We start from the raw sequence: 17064 nt of genomic DNA, 5'->3' as shown, positions 1-17064 counted from the left end.
GAAATATCGTACAAGCAAACCTTTCCCACATGCATAGGATGACAAGAGGACATGTGTAAAAAGGAGGGGTTTTCATTGGGGGATGTAAATGAATCTGATCTGAAGAAACCCATTGTCAATGTATTAGACTTTGGCGTGATTGCTGACGGGAAAACGGACTGTACAGCGAAACTGAACGAATGCCTGGAATGGACAAAAGCACAGGGTTACTCCCACGTCTGGCTGCCGAGTGGAACGTATCTAATAGATGCGGTGTACAGGGGGGATCAATTTTTTCCTTTTCGTCATGCCGGCATACGAGTGCCAAGTCATATTTGTATTGAGATGGCATCAGATGCCGTCATCAAAGTGAAACCAAATGATTCGTGGGGATATGCAGCCTTTTATATAGGAGAGGTAGAGCATGTGACCATTCGGGGCGGGCGGATTGAAGGCGACCGTGATGAGCATGTGTATAAGGCGCTCCCGCCAGAAAGAAAAACACATGAATGGGGCTTCGGGGTGTGTATTGAAGGTGCTTCCCATGTGAATATCGATCGTGTTCAAATCAACAATTGTACGGGAGACGGTATCATTGTCAGTCCGCACGGTTTATTGACCCATATCGAATCGTACTCGCCTGCTTCGTCTATTCATATTTCTGGCTGCACCATCACTGACTCAAGGCGAAACAATATTTCTATTACAGGCTGTGATGGTGTCATTGTGGAAGACTGTTTGCTTGAAAGGGCAGGGGTAAACGGGGTCGAGCCAAAAATGGGCATTGATATTGAAGGATACGGAGAAAATGCGACCAACTTGGAGGAACCGCTGAATATTCAGATTCGAAACAACATAGTCAGAGGCGGCGCAGCCAGCTCTATCTATAATTTCAACGGCTATGGTGTGATCATTGAAGGCAATCAAACGGACAGCAGTATCTCCTATGGCTTCGCCACTGAAATGATCATTGCGAATAATTTGATTCGTGCAGTGAGAGGGGGCGTGACAAAAGCAGGGATTACGAGCTTAGGTGTGCCGCTTGATCAATCGGAAAACAATGTGATCATTATTGGCAATATGATTGAAGGATTTGAAAAGGGTATTGATGTGAGGGGAGACAGCGTGCACATCACAGGTAATAAAATCAGTCTTTTTGAAGATGCGGCTGTGTCTGTCTATATGGCCAATCGCATTTTAATAGAAGGAAATCATATTGAGTCAGGGACAAACACACGGCTTAGAAGTACATCGCTGCGTATTTATCAATCAGACAGCATTGTCTTTTCAAACAATACCGTCTACTCTGTCATCGATGCGGCGATGGTCAGAGGAACGAATATCTTAATTCAGCATAATCAATTCAAGGAATTCAGCCGAGGGATATGGGTGCAGGAGGGAGAAGCGGGGATCAACGGCAATCACTTTATTCAAGAAGGACATTCACAGCTCGCATCTTCGTATACAATCAGCGTGACAGGAAATGCAAAGGCTTTCATATGGCAGAATCGTTTTAAGCACTATCAAAACTATGCCGTCTACAGCAATACGACCGCTCCTTTAGAGATTAAAGACAATTCCTTTGAAGAAACGTCCTTATATGTGGTGATGTATATTAAAAATGGCTCACCCCAAATTGGTGATAACCGCTTTTATTTAAATCGTTCAATCGGACAGCCGACAGCCGTTTTTCTTGATGAGGTTGTCTCAGCACGTGTGCTGCGGAATAACATCATTAATCTCTCTCCTCAAAAAGCGATTGCCGTCCGCACTACATCTTCCACTCATTCGGTGATTGCCCATAACGTACTAGAGCGCAGTCAATTGATGACGCACTCCACGGACCGGCTCATCGGAAATATTGAAATTGATCCACCGTAACCGCCTGTAAATCCCTTTTTTTGGAGGTTTAGAAGGCGGTTGACAATCATGTAAAAAGGGCATATAGTAATAATTATTTTTCATTTTTCACAACATTTGCCCTTTTTTATGGATAAAACCGATTAATTCAATCAGAAAAATGTATCTTGTAAAATAATCACTTGATACAAGGAAGATATAGAAAGGATGAAGAACAAGTGTCACAGCCGAAACGGAAGCTCAAGCTAGGCGTATTCATCGCGGGAACTGGACATCATGTCGCCTCTTGGAGACATCCGAAAGCAGTACCAGACGCAGCCATGAATCTTGATTACTTTAAACAATTAGCGAAAAAGGCCGAGGAAGGGAAGCTGGATTTGCTCTTTTTAGCCGACAGCTTATCAATTAATCATACATCTCATCCAAATGTATTAACGAGATTTGAACCGCTCACCCTGCTTTCTTCGATTGCAGAGTCTACCTCAACAATTGGTTTAGCAGCAACAGCATCAACTACATACAGTGAGCCATTCCATATTGCGAGACAGTTTGCCTCACTTGATCATTTATCAGGCGGACGAGCAGCATGGAATGTGGTCACATCTTCTATTGAAGAAACAGCGAAAAATTTTAGCGGAGAAGAGCATTTAGCGCACCACAAACGATACGAACGAGCTGAAGAATTCGTCGATGTCGTCAAAGGTCTGTGGGATTCTTGGGAAGAGGACGCACTTATCAGAAACCAAGAAACAGGAGAATTCTTTGAGTCTAGTAAGCTTCATGAGCTACAGCACAAAGGTGAATTCTTCTCTGTACGGGGACCGCTTAACGTATCACGCACCCCGCAAGGACAGCCAGTGATCATTCAAGCAGGATCTTCTGAAGATGGTCAAAAGCTTGCGGCTAAAACGGCTGAGCTCATTTTTACGGCACAAAACGATCTCGACAAAGCGAAGGAATTTTACCAAAGCTTGAAGGGAAAAGTAGAGGCTGCTGGGCGAGCTAAAGAGGATGTCAGCATCATGCCGGGCATCTTCCCAATCATTGCCGATACTGTCGAAGAAGCAAAAGCGAAGTATCAAGAATTACAAGAGCTGATTGTTCCAGAGATCGGCCTTAGCATTTTACAAAACTACTTAGGGGGTATTGATCTTTCGCAGTATCCACTAGACGGACCGCTTCCAGAGATTGATCCAAGCGCGTCAAATGCCGTGAAAAGCCGCTTTGACCTTGTGATGAATATGGCGAGAAAGGACAACCTGACCATTCGCCAGCTCTACCAATCTGTTGCAGGGTCCCGTGGGCACCATATCTTCATTGGAACACCAGAGCAGCTAGCAGATGTGATGGAGACATGGCTCGTTGAGGAAGCAGCCGACGGTTTTAACGTGATGCCGCCATTATTGCCAGAAGGACTTGATGCCTTCGTAGACTGCGTCGTTCCGATCCTTCAGGAAAGAGGCCTGTTCAAAACAGAATACACAGGACAAACTTTACGAGAAAATCTCGGATTAAAACAGCCAAAAAATCGCTACACGACATAAAGGTGAGGTGACTAACGTTGGGATATACGTTTCGTCTGGCAACTGAGGATGATATAGAAGCGCTGCTTGAACTGACAACAAGAGCCTATGAACCGATTCGTGAGCTCGGCATTCAGTTCCAAGCAGCACATGCAGATATCGCCCTCGTTCAGAAAAATGTACAAAAGAACCTTTGCTATGTAATGGAAGAAAACGGAGAGCTTCTCTCCACTTTATCACTCCGTATGCCTTGGGGAGAACAGCCAGGACCATTCGGCGTTCCGCATATATGGTGGTTTGCTTCAGAACCAGCGGCAAAAAAAGGCACAGGCTCAGCCTTGCTTGAGTGGGTTGAAACGGAAGTGCTAAGGGACACACTAAAGGTACCGTTTGTCTCTCTTGGGACAGCTGATAAGCATCCGTGGCTCATGGACATGTATGAGCGTAAAGGCTATGTCAGAGCAGGTGAAAAGAATCTAGGCAAAGGCCATATCACCATTTATTTTAAAAAACAATTAAGATCAGATATTACACAACCATAAGAGGAAAGAAGGGTGTACGAACATGAAAAACAAAAAGTGGCTAGTTGTTTTATTTGCGGCAATGCTTGCGGTGTTAGCAGCATGCGGCGGGGGTAATCAGAGTGAAGGCAAAGACGAAAAAGTGCTTAAAGTGGGCGCTACAGGCCAAAGCTATCCATTTGCCTATAAAGAAAACGGCAAACTAGTAGGATTTGATGTCGAGGTCACAGAAGCCATTGCGAAAAAGCTAGGCTACAAACTAGACTGGCAGCTGAGTGAATTCAGCGGGCTGATGGGCCAGCTGACATCTGGTAAGCTGGATACCGTATCAAACCAAGTTGCGATTACAGATGAGCGTAAACAAACGTTCAACTTTACAGATACGTATGCATACGCAGGAACACAAATCATTGTCAAGAAGGACAACAAGGACATTAAAGGACTTGACGACTTAAAAGGAAAAACGGTGGCGGCTGTTCTTGGCTCAAACCATGCCAAAAACCTAGAGAGCAAAGACCCAGACAAGAAAATCAACATCAAAACATATGAAACACAAGACGGTGTATTAAATGAAGTCGCAAATGGCCGTGTAGATGCTTACGTCAACGGACGCAGTGTCTTGTTAGCTCAAATTGAAAAAACAGGACTTCCACTCAAAATCGTCGGCAACCCAATCGTATATGAAGAAGTCGGCTACCCATTTGCCAAAGATGAAAAGCACGACAAGCTAAGAGAAGAATTCAATCAAGCGATCAAAGAATTAAGAGAAGACGGAACACTGAAGAAATTGTCTGAGAAATATTTCAAAGATGATGTCACAGTTCCAATTAAAAAATAACAACAGCGGCGGTGAAAAGCAGACATGAATCACATTGATTGGCAGTATATGGTGACGGTTTTTCCAACCTTGATTCAATACTTGCCGATAACGATCTTCATGGCGATTGTCTCCATGGTATTTGCCATTATCATTGGTGTGGTATTCGCGCTTATAACGAAAAACCGGATACCTGTCTTATACCAATTTGCCAAGCTGTATATTTCTTTTTTCAGAGCGGTTCCAACTTTGGTTCAGCTCTTTCTCATTTATTTTGGTCTTCCGCAGCTATTCCCTGCGATGACCTCAATGGATGCCTTAACAGCGGTCATTATCGGTTTAAGTATTAAAAACTCAGCGTACTTAGCAGAAATTTTTAGAGCGGCTCTTAATTCAGTGGATGAAGGGCAGCTTGAGGCCTGTTTATCTGTCGGCATGACAAGATGGCAGTCTTACGTCAGAATTATTTTCCCGCAGGCCGTCAGAAATGCCATTCCAGCGACGGGGAATACCTTTATTGGACTTTTAAAAGAAACATCGCTTGCCTTTACCATTGGGGTGGCAGAAATGTTTGCGCAAGGGAAAATGATTGCATCGGCCAACTATAAGTACTTTGAAACGTATTTAGCGGTTGGCATTGTGTATTGGGTGCTCACCATCATTTATAGTTTCCTGCAAGACCTATTTGAACGAAAACTCAGCAAACCTTACCGGAATTAAGGAGGTGTGGACATGATCAAGCTCACCAATTTGAAAAAATCATTCGGCGACCTTGTCGTCTTAGACGGAATTAATCTTGACGTGCAAAAAGGGCAGGTTGTGGCCATTATCGGACCTTCTGGCTCCGGTAAATCAACATTGCTACGCTGTCTAAATCTATTAGAAACGCCAGATGAAGGTACGATTGAAATTGGCGATGCGAAGCTGAATGCGTCTAAATATACACGTAAAGAAGCCCATCACCTGCGTCAGCAAACGGCCATGGTGTTTCAAAACTATAATTTATTCAAAAACAAAACAGCCTTGCAAAACATTACAGAGTCACTGCTTGTGACGAAAAAAATGACAAAACAGCAGGCAAATGAAATCGGTATGAAATTATTGAAACAAGTAGGGCTAGAACAAAAAGCTGACAGCTATCCGGTTACACTATCCGGCGGTCAGCAGCAGCGGATTGGCATTGCCCGTGCGTTAGCGGTCGATCCACATGCGATTTTGCTAGATGAACCAACATCAGCACTCGATCCAGAACTTGTCTCAGGTGTGCTTCAAGTGATTAAATCCATTGCCATTCAAGAAACAACGATGATCATCGTGACACATGAAATGGCGTTTGCAAGAGAAGTAGCAGATCATGTCATTTTTATGGCAGATGGTCATATCATTGAGCAGGGAACGCCAACCGAACTATTTGACGAAACGCAGAATGAACGAACAAAACGATTTATCCAAAAAGAAGCAGCGGCTGAAGAAGCATAAGCTGCTTTTTACTCTTTAGAGGGGTGAGTATCAGTGAAATCATTAGGAAATGAAGCTTTAAACAAACGTTTAATTAACATGCGCCGAGCGCTTCATGAGCATCCAGAGCTAGCATTTGAAGAGTATGAAACGACAAAAAAACTACGAGGCTGGTTACAAGAGGAAGGGATCACAGTGCTCGATTTCCCAGATCTTCAAACAGGGGTCGTTTGTGAAATCAAAGGAGAACAAGAGGGACCAACGATTGCTCTGAGAGCCGATATTGACGCACTTCCGATCGAAGAAGCATCTGGTGAACCATTTTCTTCAAAGATACAGGGAAAAATGCATGCATGCGGCCATGATTTCCATACCGCTTCGATTTTTGGTGCGGCCGTCCTATTAAACGAACGGAAACATGAGCTCAAGGGAACAGTCCGCATTTTGTTCCAGCCGGCTGAGGAAGTGGCGCAAGGAGCGAAACACGTCATAGAGGCAGGCGTCTTAAATGGAGTGGATGCGATATTTGGTATGCACAATAAACCTAACCTGCCAGTTGGCACCATCGGGATAAGAGAAAAAGCATTAATGGCGAGCGTCGACCGGTTTGAAATTGACATTCAAGGAACGGGTGGTCATGCTGGAATTCCAAATCACACAATTGATCCGATTGCCATCAGCGGTCAGATCACAAGCGCCCTACAGCAAATTGTCAGCCGCCGCATTAGTTCTTTGCATCATGCGGTTGTCAGCATCACACGTATTCAAGGTGGCACATCATGGAATGTGATACCTGATCGCGTCGAGATGGAAGGGACCGTTCGGACGTTTGAACCTGAAGTGAGAGCGATGATTCCAGATCTCATGAAACAAATCGTGAGCGGTATCGCAGAAGGGTTTGGAGCAAAGGCAGAAGTGAAATGGCATCCGTATTTGCCTTCTGTGATGAATGATGAGCGTTTGACAAAGGTTGTTGAAGAAACGGCAGGAGCGCTTGATCTCGCAGTAGTAGAGGCAGAGCAGTCACCAGGCGGAGAAGACTTTGCTCTTTACCAAGAGCGCATTCCAGGCTTTTTCGTATGGATGGGGACGAGCGGTACCGAGGAGTGGCATCATCCTGCCTTTACGTTAAATGAAGAGGCAATCCCAGTCGCTGCTGCTTTCTTCTCCGAGCTTGCGGTTCGGGCGTTGGAGTCAAGAACATGGAACTAACGAAACAGCTCGCAGAGGCAGTGCTCTCTGCTCATCCGCTGCAAGATCAACAGGCCGTTCAAATGGCTCGAAACGGTCTGTTAGACGCTGCGGCAGCAGCGCTTGCTGCAAAAGAGGATGAAGGGATTCAGAAGCTCATGGCGCTGGTGGAACAAGAAGGCGGCGCGGCTCAAATTCCTGTCATTGGACAAGGGAAGAAGGTCAGCCGTCAATCCGCAGCCATGCTAAATGGCTACCTGATTCACGCCCTTGATTATGATGATGTGCATTCTGATGTGAGAGGACACCCAAGTGCGGTCATCATCCCGGCCTTGCTTTCCCAGCTGACCAACGGGGAGGCGTACAGTGATCGATTTCTAGCAGCCTACATTACTGGCGTCGAAGTAATGGCAAGGCTAGGTGAATCCATCGGCAAGTCGCACTATGAGCGGGGCTGGCATAATACCGGAACTCTCGGAGCCATTGCAGCAGTCTGTGCGATTGGTTATTTGAAACAAGTTTCACAGAAAGAGCTGGCGAAAGCGATCGGCTTTGCAGGTGCGCAATCAGCTGGAATGCGAAAGCAGTTTGGGACTGATATGAAACCATTACAAGCTGGCCTCGCCGCTAAAACAGCCGTATGGTCCATAGATTTAGCTTGCTCAGGTTTTGGCGGGAGTGAATCGCTTCTGGATGGAGAGCTGGGCTTCTTTTCTCTCTATGGGGATCAGAAACTAGCGGAAAGATGTTTGCTAGAAGACTATGGCACTGCGTGGCGTATCGTGTCGCCAGGTCTATGGTTTAAAGTGTATCCGTTCTGTTCAGCGGCGCATCATGCAGCTGATGCGATCGAGTCATTAGTACAAGAACACTCTTCCTTACAGGGGAAGATCGAACAGGTCGACGTCATGTTTCCGCCTGGCGGAGATGCCGCACTCACGGAGCGGACACCTTTGACGGGAGAAGAGGGACGATTTAGTGTCGAGTATGTCATCGCACTAGCGGTGTTTGGACAACCTTTATCACTGGATGCTTTTACGAAAAAAGCCATTTCACCAGAGCTGCTGACATGGATGAAGCGGGTGAATAGAGTATATGATCAAACGATAGAACCCCATCCAGACGCAGTACCAAAAGGACGATTTACGATTGTAAAGCTCACCTTATCTGACGGAACCACAATTAGCAAACGAGTCGATATCCCTCGGGGAGCACCAGGCTGTGCGTTATCGACAGAAGACATCATACAAAAGTTAAGCAGCGTCACCAGCACATCTAAGGCAAAGCAGCTTTTACAGGCGGTTGAAGAGGGAAATGACGCTGCCTATCTGAAGTTGCTCGTGTGATATGAAAAAAGCTCATCTTTGGAGATGAGCTTTTTAAATGTCCTTATTCTTATAAGAGTGAATACACTCTATAACGTCAAAGAAGATATTCTCTTCGTCAGGTGAACAATTGATCTTGATCTACAACAATCACATTTAAAAACGACCCTATTCTATGACAGAGGCAAAACGAGTTTTATCTTTTAGGTGTATTTTTAAAGGTATCAAATCGCAAATCGACGAATTTAGTAGTACGATTAAAGATTTAAATCATTGAAATGAAGGGAGTATGAAATGTTAACGATTCGTCGTATCTATCAAAAAAATTATCCTAAAGGAAAACAAGTATATTATCAATATACATCTGAAAAATACTATGATATTCATATGGAAACCAGTCACAATGGTTGGAACATCTCCCTTACAGAAGAAGAATTTGAAGCGCCAGTTAAAAAAAATCTAAAAGAGGAGATTTTCGATCCATATAAAGAGGGTTCAGAGGTTTACGTGTCAGAGATGAATGGTGAAGAAACTGGAATTATAGTCATTCAACACATGAAATGGAATAATACATTACTCATTCATGATTTATATGTGGATAAACAATTTAAAAGAAAAGGTATTGGCAGCACTTTCATTAAAATGGCAAAAAAACGCGCTCGTGAATTGGGAGTTAGAATGATTGTATTAGAAACCCAATCATCCAATTTTCCAGCTATCCAGTTTTATTTGAAAAATGGCTTTCAACTGATTGGATTAAATGTCAACTCTTATTCAAATGAAGATATGAAGAAAAAGGAAATTCGCATCGAAATGGGGTGCCTTATAGAAAAACACAATTAGCTTCGTTAGGGCACACCCGCCCTCGATATGCATGTCCAGTTCCAAACTGTTTTATATAGACCATTTATAACGATCAGGAAGCGTGTCATTTCATTCTTTTACTTCATGGGAGACTTCTTCTTCTCAAAGAACGTAAATGACACTGTCCTCATCTTAGACTATCCTCTACAATTCCTTCATTTTTCCATTCTACTATATTAAAAAAGAACAATGTGATTCCCCAAAATGTCAGCTCCATCAAAAAGTATGAATAAAAGATGACCAAAGCATGATAAGTTCATGAAATCGTATCAATCCAATTGAGATTTGAGAAGGAACATGTAAAATAAAGCTACATAAAGAAAAACAAAGGCAACAGCGGAGGCTGATGATGAAAATATTAATGATTGAAGATAACCAGAGTGTTTGTACAATGACGGATATGTTTTTTCAACGAGAAGGATTTCAAGCGGAATTCGTCCATGATGGATTAGAAGGATTGAATCGATTTAAGCAAGAGGAGGATTGGGATCTGCTCATCTTAGATGTCATGCTTCCTTCAATGGATGGTCTGACCATTTGTCAAAAAGTACGGCAGATCAGTGATGTTCCGATTATTATGCTGACAGCAAAGGAAACGGAATCTGATCAGGTGCTGGGCTTCGATCTTGGGGCAGATGATTATGTGACAAAACCCTTTAGTCCGCTCACCTTAATGGCAAGAATCAAAGCAGTGAAACGACGTTTTGCTCAAACAACATCTACTCAAGAAGGAGCGAAAGAGGATGAACGGCTAGAGACCGAACATTTTCAGTTAGATAAAAAAACGAGAGAAGTGTTTCTAGAGGGGAAACGGATCGAAAATTTAACGCCAAAGGAATACGATCTACTGTGCTTTTTTATACAGCATCCTCGGCAAGTATTTTCACGAGAACAATTGCTTGAGCAAATTTGGGGATACCAATTTTATGGTGATGAACGAACAGTTGATGTTCATATTAAACGGTTGCGCCAAAAAATCGGAGACGGACCTAAGCCCTTTCTATATACGGTATGGGGCGTAGGGTATAAGTTCGATGAAGATTAAATATTTTTACCAGTTGCTGATTAGTCACCTTGGGTTATTGCTCATTGCCATCATTATTATCAGCACCCTCATGTCTCATTTTGTAAAAGATATTGCCTATCAAAATAGGGTAGACGAAATGAGTTCGTATGGGAATGAAATTTTGGAGAATTTTAAACAACTGTCGAAAGCCGAGATGAACTTCCGTTTGCGTCCATTTGAAGACATTCTTTCGACAAGACAAATCCGTTTTTTCGTCTTTGATGAAAAAGGGACTGTGCTGTCTCAGCAGCAAGAGATGCCACCGCATGAAGCGTTACTCACAAAAGATTTGTGGACCAAGCTTGCAAAAGGAGAAGAAATCATTGTCAAGCGAAGTGATTCGCGCCGGCTTGATCAAGAAGCATCACTTGTGGCACTTCCTGTCATGGAAGACGGAAAGCTGAAGGGCGGGGTGGTGCTCATAGCTCCTATTCAAGGAGCAGAAGAGCTGATTGCTCAAATGAACCGGTATTTATATATCATCGTGTTTGTGGCATTGACGATTACCTTTATTCTCAGTCTGTTTCTGTCGAAGTTCCATGTGAATCGTATCAAAAAACTGAGAGAGGCAACTGAGAAAATTGCACATGGTGACTACAACATTCATCTTGAAAACAAACACCTTGATGAAATTGGCACACTAGGTGAGGATTTTAATATGATGGCCAAACGCCTCCAACGATCAAGAGAGGAAATTGACCGGCTTGAAAAACGGAGACGCCAATTCATTGCGGATGTGTCTCACGAATTGAAAACACCGCTGACGACCATTCGAGGATTGGTCGAATGGCTGAATACTGCGGATGTGCCGGCAGAAGAGAAAGAGAAATGCTATGCGCTCATCACTGATGAGACAAAACGAATGCTGCGTCTCGTCAATGAAAATATGGATTATGAGAAAATCAGGTCGAATCAAATCACCCTTCAAAAATTTCACTATCCACTCATTGATACGTTTGAAGTGATTAAGGAGCAGCTGAGCCGAATGGCTGAAGAGAAAAACAATCAGCTCATGGTAGAGGTTCACCCTGAACAAAAGGTATACGCAGATTATGACCGGCTCATTCAAATCCTCGTCAACATCACAAAGAACGCCATCCAATTTACAGAAGGCGGCCGTATTTCTTTGAGAGGGAAAGAAGAGAACGGGGAAACGATCATTGAAGTAGAAGACACGGGAATCGGCATTGCACCCGAAGAAGTCAAACACATTTGGGAACGTTTTTATAAAGCGGATATTTCGAGAACGAATACACCATATGGAGAATACGGACTTGGCCTGTCGATTGTCAAGCAGCTTGTAGACTTGCATGACGGACAGATTGATTTAAAAAGTGAAAAACATAAGGGAACAACATTTATCATTCGATTGCCGCTCCCACAGGAAAAGGGCTAAACTCTGTTTAGCCTCAGCGTGTAGACAAACCCTCGCATTCGGTGTCAGTCCTGCGTGCCGGTGCTCACGAATGTGAAATTCGCTCCGCGCCGGTACTCGTCTTTCCTAGACTGCAAAGGTTTTCTATCACGCTGAAAAGGAGAAAAAGGGCTAAACTCGGTTTAGCCCTTTTTGGTGTATCATCACTTATTCTGTTTTGGAGAACGTTAAGCCGATATGAGCAAGTGCCTGCGGTAAATCCTTACGAATGGTGATGTCTTTAAATGAAATATTCGATTGAATCGCACTCAGCGCAAGGTCTTGCTTAATTCCTGTTAAAACAGCTGAAATGCCTAACAGTCTTAACGTTTGCGCATAGCTGACCAAGTATTGAATGCTTTGTTCATTGAGTCGTTTTGTCCCTGAAACATCAATGACCAAATGAGAGAGCGACAGCCTGTAGCTTTCCTGTAAAATGGTTTCTAAAATATGCTGCGCACGTGTCTCTTCGATATCACCAAGAAGAGGGAGCACGGCGACACCGTCAACAACAGGTACGATCGGTACAGATAATTGCTGAATCTGCCGATTGGCCTGGTCGAGTTCTAAGACGTAACTCAACAAAGATGCCATCGTTTCAAACATATGAACATGCTCTTCTGTAAATTGCTGCGGCCTTAGATCAAGTCCACAAATGGTTCCATAGTTCGTACCATCAGTAAAATCGATGGGAACCCCAATAAATGAGCCGCCTTGCAGCTGTTTCGTGACGTCTAAGTTTTTTGAACGCTCGTCCAAGCGGATATCAGGGATCAACAGCGTATCGCGATGATCGACCGCCAGCTTGCAAAATGTCTTCTCGTAAGGATTTTCTTCTCCTTCTTCAAGAAGTTGCTCGTCATGATTTAGCACCTTCACAATCTGATTGGTGTTTTGATCATTTTTAGCAATAAACAGTGTATTCATATGAATGAATTGACTCATCATGTTTAAAATACTTGTAGAAGCATCATGAAAATTGCGAAACTGTTTTAATAGTTGTTGACGAGGCATGGATTAGGACTCCTTGTAGCTCCGATCAATGGCCGGAACAATAGTTGATTTGTCTCTATCATACAAAATCAAACGAGAAATAGATATACTTTAATGCGCAAATCGTGTGAGATCAAAAAGACTGCCGATCCGGAGATCTGACAGTCTGCTGATTAAATGGAGACAGGCACCGTGGACATAGAGAAAAATTCCTCATATAAGGCTTGAACGGCTTCTTTTTCTTGAGCTGCTTTGACGCCAAACATCATGCTCACCTCTGAAGAGCCTTGGTTGATCATTTCAATATTCACTTTGGCTTTTGACAGCGCTTTTGCTGCTCTTGCTGTTGTACCAACATTATGACGCATCGCTTCTCCTACGACCATAATAAGCGAGAGGTTCCGCTCTAGAACCACTTCATCTGCATCAAGCACAAGCTTTAATCGGTCTAAAAGCTCTTGTTCAATCTGTTGCTCCTCCAGCTGATCCTGCCTTAAAATAATGGTCATATCATCAATGCCAGAAGGCACGTGTTCATACGTAAGTCCATATTCCTCTAACGTTTGCAACACCTTACGTCCAAAGCCCACTTCTCGGTTCATCAAATACTTAGAGATATAAATACTGCAAAATCCATTGTCTGACGCGATTCCCACAACAGGGCCATTCGTATGATCCCGTTGATTTACAATTTTCGTGCCTTTGGCCGCTGGATTATTGGTGTTCTTAATCTGAACAGGAATGCCTGCCCGAAAGGCTGGAATAAGTGCCTCATCATGAAATACAGAAAAACCCGCATAGGACAATTCACGCATTTCACGATACGTCAGCTCTGTGATTTCCTTTGGTTCATGAACGATCGTTGGATTGACGGCGTAGACTGCATCCACATCCGTAAAGTTTTCATACACATCTGCCTTCAGTCCATTTGCCAAAATGGAACCGGTAATGTCTGATCCACTACGGGAAAAAGTGACGATATCACCCGCTAGACTAAAACCGAAAAAGCCAGGGAACACAATAATGCCAGAGCGTTCTCTTAATTTGTACAAATGATCATACGATTCTGGAAGGACTTGCGCTTGACCAGGCTCGTCGCTGACAAATAGACCCGCTTCTTTTGGATTCACATAGTGCGCTTCGACCCCTTGATGCTGAAAGTAGGCTGCAATCAGCTTTGCGTTATTATCTTCACCGCTTGCTTTAATCGCATCAAGATAACGCTCAGGATGAGAAGAATCAGCCTGTAATAACGTGTTTACATCTTGCCGGATGGTGTCAATAATGTCTTGACCTAATCCCAGCTCATCCGCAATCGAGGCATATCGCTCGATGACAGCTTCTTGTAAATCGTTTGCTTCACCTAAACGTAAATATTGTTCACCGCAGCTAATTAATAGATCGGTGACCTTCGTATCCGTTGAATGCCGTTTTCCTGGTGCGGAAACAACGACTGCTTTTCGAGCTGGATCTGCTGTGACAATGTCAAATACCTTTTGCAGCTGCTTGCCAGAAGCAAGAGAACTGCCACCAAATTTAACGACCTTCAATGCATACATCTCCTATAGTAAAAATTTTCTCACAAATTGAATAGTTTCTATTATCAACTCTTTTCTTCAAATTATCAAGGTTTTTCTTCTCTGAATGAACAAATGTATTTTTGGAGAGGACGTTATGTGTGAATAGATGAAAAAAGAGCCGGCGATATGCCGAGCTCTTTGTCTTTATGAAGAAGAGGACGAAGAAGATAGCTCCTGCTTCATCACTTTGTTCTTACGTTTTTCTTTTAAGAAGAATGAAAGGACGAGTCCAATGACCGCAATAGCACCAGACACGATAAATGACGTATTCATGCCATGAACGGCTGACTTCATTGGATCGGATAATGCTGCATTGGCAGCAGAGCTGCTCATAATGGAGACAAGCACAGCCGTCCCGATAGAGCCGCCCATTTGTCTCATCGTATTATTCATTGCTGTCCCGTGCGGAATCAAATGCGGTGGTAACGAGTTAATACCGGCTGTTGTCAGCGGCATCATGATCATCCCAACCCCGATTAAGCGAAGCGTGTAGGCCACTGTAATGAGGGTAATCGATGAATCAAGGCTCAGCATCATAAATGGCAGGGAAGTGACAGCTAATATCGTAAACCCGCCTAGAGCCAGCCCTTTACCGCCTACTTTGTCAAAAATTCGTCCGATAATCGGTGATAGGAATCCCATAAAGAGAGCCCCTGGCAATAAGATCAGCCCTGTATCAAGGGCAGATAACCCTCTGACATTCTGCGTATAGAGCGGCAAAATCGTCTCTGTTCCAATTAGTAAGGCAAAGACGAGCATACCGAGGAAGGTCGTTAAGCTAAAGATCGCAAACTTAAAGACGCCAAACTCAAGCATGGGTCTTTTCAAATTCGACTGACGCAGGATAAAGAAGAACAAGCTCACAGCGCCGACAATGAGTGAAATCAGAACGGTCGCACTCGTCCAGCCATACGTTCCGACACTTGAAAATCCGTACAGCAGTCCGCCAAATCCGAAGGAAGACAGGATTACCGATAAGACATCGATACGAGTGTCTCTTTGCTGTGTGACATTTTTCATTAAGAAGAAAGCAAGAATGAGATCAATAATACCGATTGGAAGAACAATATAGAATAAGAACTTCCAGCTAAAGGAATCGACAATCCAGCCGCCAAGTGTTGGTCCAAGCGCCGGTGCGAATGAAATCACTAGTCCGACCATACCCATGGCTTGCCCGCGTTTTTCTTTTGGGAAAATGGTTAAAAAGATCGTTTGCATGAGCGGCATCAAAATCCCTGCACCGGCTGCCTGCACGATACGTGCTGCAAGAAGCACCGGGAAATTCGTGGCGAACGAAGCAAGAATGGTACCTGCTGTAAAAATGCTAAGAGCCGTTAAGACTAAGGAACGGCTTGAAAATTTCTCAATTAAAAAGGCCGTAATTGGGATGAGAATCCCGTTTGTCAGCATAAAGGCTGTGGTCAGCCATTGGCCTTTACTGACATCGATATTGAATTCCTCCATGATATGCGGGATCGCTGGAATGAGAAGCGTTTGGTTTAAGATCGCAACGAACGCCCCAACGAGGAAAATCCCAACAATCACAGACCGGTTATACGATGTTGTTGATTGGTTCATATTATCCCTTCTTTATCTATAAAATAATGCTTTTCAGCTGTGACACGTTTTGAGATAAAACGCTGTGTTTGCCTAAATAATCAAGCAATGAGCTGATTAAAAAGGTTCTCGGTTGGTCCTTTGACAGTTCTTGACTCAGCAGCTCAAACGCAGAGAGGAGATCGTCCTTTTCTTCTCCGTTTGATAGTGTGTGAAGCTCTTGTTTCATCTTTGTTAAGTACGAGATGACAAGCTTTTCTTCATCATATTCTTCCTGTGTGGAAAGCAAATAAGAGTCCATCAGCTGATCTGTTAGCACAGGCTCAATGGAGCAAGGCTTTATTGATACACGATCCATCACACCGATGATCATTTCGGCGGCATTTTCTAATTGGATGTTCTTGTGCTCAATCGCCAACATCAAGATGAATTCTCTCATTAATCCGTTGAGGACAATCACAAGATCCCACACATAAGGCGCAACAGATTCACCATATGTGCTTAAAATGATGTCTCTGTGTCGCTGCATGATAATGGAGCGTGTCTCACGTAAATGCTTAATGACGATGGGCGAATGCTGTGAAAAAGCTTCAAAGGACAGCATATTCAAAAATTTATGATTCTCTTTAAACTCTTCAAGCTCAAGCTTAATCTTTTTTGTGAATTTTTCCTTTTTGGACAGCGTCGTTTCGGAATGAATGATCTGAGAAATCTCTCTCATTTTGCGCTGATTGTATTTAATCAGTTCCAATAGAAGAGCTTCCTTTGAATCAAACAGTTTATAAATAGACGCTTTTGATATTTTACAGGCATCAGCAATTGACTGCATGGAGACACTCATATAGCCTTTTTGAGAAAATAATTTCTTCGATACCCGCAAAATCTCTTCTTGCTTTTCGTTCATCTTCATAAGTCC

15 protein-coding genes are annotated in these 17064 nt (G+C 43.5%); 11 read left to right on the top strand and 4 right to left on the bottom strand.

All coding sequences use genetic code 11. From position 1 onward, the window contains the following. Positions 1–75 precede the first annotated feature (75 nt). The 11 genes from M2369_RS09095 to M2369_RS09045 all read left to right on the top strand — a co-directional run bounded on the left by M2369_RS09095 (position 76) and on the right by M2369_RS09045 (position 12000). Complete coding sequence (locus M2369_RS09095) at positions 76–1860, top strand: right-handed parallel beta-helix repeat-containing protein (RefSeq protein WP_039166244.1); 1785 nt, start codon at positions 76–78, stop codon at positions 1858–1860. Positions 1861–2057: 197 nt separating this feature from the next. Continuing rightward, positions 2058–3383 (top strand): LLM class flavin-dependent oxidoreductase, encoded by a 1326-nt coding sequence (locus M2369_RS09090; protein ID WP_259254027.1) that lies wholly within the window; start codon positions 2058–2060, stop codon positions 3381–3383. 17 nt (positions 3384–3400) lie between these two features. Further along, positions 3401–3904 carry a GNAT family N-acetyltransferase gene (locus M2369_RS09085; RefSeq protein WP_259254026.1) on the top strand — a complete coding sequence of 168 codons (504 nt, stop codon included), beginning with the start codon at positions 3401–3403 and terminating at the stop codon, positions 3902–3904. 22 nt (positions 3905–3926) lie between these two features. Continuing rightward, on the top strand, positions 3927–4721 hold the full coding sequence (locus tag M2369_RS09080; protein ID WP_007498164.1) for an amino acid ABC transporter substrate-binding protein: 795 nt from the start codon (positions 3927–3929) through the stop codon (positions 4719–4721). Between the two features lie 24 nt (positions 4722–4745). After that, positions 4746–5420, top strand: a complete 675-nt coding sequence (locus M2369_RS09075; RefSeq protein ID WP_249855982.1) for an amino acid ABC transporter permease — start codon at positions 4746–4748, stop codon at positions 5418–5420. A gap of 12 nt (positions 5421–5432) precedes the next feature. Then, positions 5433–6179, top strand: a complete 747-nt coding sequence (locus M2369_RS09070; protein ID WP_024720189.1) for an amino acid ABC transporter ATP-binding protein — start codon at positions 5433–5435, stop codon at positions 6177–6179. Positions 6180–6212: 33 nt separating this feature from the next. Beyond that, on the top strand, positions 6213–7370 hold the full coding sequence (locus M2369_RS09065; protein ID WP_310503975.1) for an amidohydrolase: 1158 nt from the start codon (positions 6213–6215) through the stop codon (positions 7368–7370). After that, a complete protein-coding gene (locus M2369_RS09060) occupies positions 7361–8695 on the top strand; it encodes an MmgE/PrpD family protein (RefSeq protein ID WP_259254025.1) in 1335 nt (444 codons plus the stop codon). Before M2369_RS09065 ends, M2369_RS09060 begins: the two co-directional genes overlap by 10 nt. A gap of 273 nt (positions 8696–8968) precedes the next feature. Next, positions 8969–9517 (top strand): GNAT family N-acetyltransferase, encoded by a 549-nt coding sequence (locus M2369_RS09055; RefSeq protein WP_041508253.1) that lies wholly within the window; start codon positions 8969–8971, stop codon positions 9515–9517. 370 nt (positions 9518–9887) lie between these two features. Continuing rightward, a complete protein-coding gene (locus tag M2369_RS09050) occupies positions 9888–10583 on the top strand; it encodes a response regulator transcription factor (protein WP_024720193.1) in 696 nt (231 codons plus the stop codon). Next, a complete protein-coding gene (locus M2369_RS09045; RefSeq protein WP_041508254.1) occupies positions 10573–12000 on the top strand; it encodes a sensor histidine kinase in 1428 nt (475 codons plus the stop codon). Before M2369_RS09050 ends, M2369_RS09045 begins: the two co-directional genes overlap by 11 nt. Before the next feature lie 186 nt (positions 12001–12186). Here the strand turns inward: M2369_RS09045 and M2369_RS09040 are convergent, their stop codons facing one another. The 4 genes from M2369_RS09040 to M2369_RS09025 form a co-directional block, all read right to left on the bottom strand. Then, positions 12187–13032 (bottom strand): GAF domain-containing protein, encoded by an 846-nt coding sequence (locus M2369_RS09040; RefSeq protein WP_024720194.1) that lies wholly within the window; start codon positions 13030–13032, stop codon positions 12187–12189. Positions 13033–13184: 152 nt separating this feature from the next. Continuing rightward, the gene (locus tag M2369_RS09035) at positions 13185–14561 is read right to left on the bottom strand and encodes an aspartate kinase (protein WP_146271728.1); all 1377 of its coding nucleotides are present in this window, start codon (positions 14559–14561) and stop codon (positions 13185–13187) included. A gap of 174 nt (positions 14562–14735) precedes the next feature. Next, entirely contained in the window at positions 14736–16169 is a 1434-nt protein-coding gene (locus M2369_RS09030) for an MDR family MFS transporter (RefSeq protein ID WP_007498149.1), read from the bottom strand. A gap of 16 nt (positions 16170–16185) precedes the next feature. Then, a complete protein-coding gene (locus M2369_RS09025) occupies positions 16186–17052 on the bottom strand; it encodes a TetR/AcrR family transcriptional regulator (protein WP_224559208.1) in 867 nt (288 codons plus the stop codon). Positions 17053–17064 lie beyond the last annotated feature (12 nt).

The organism is Bacillus sp. JUb11 (assembly GCF_024807925.1).
Taxonomy (GTDB): domain Bacteria; phylum Bacillota; class Bacilli; order Bacillales; family Bacillaceae; genus Bacillus; species Bacillus altitudinis.
This window is presented reverse-complemented; position numbering and strand designations above follow the sequence as displayed.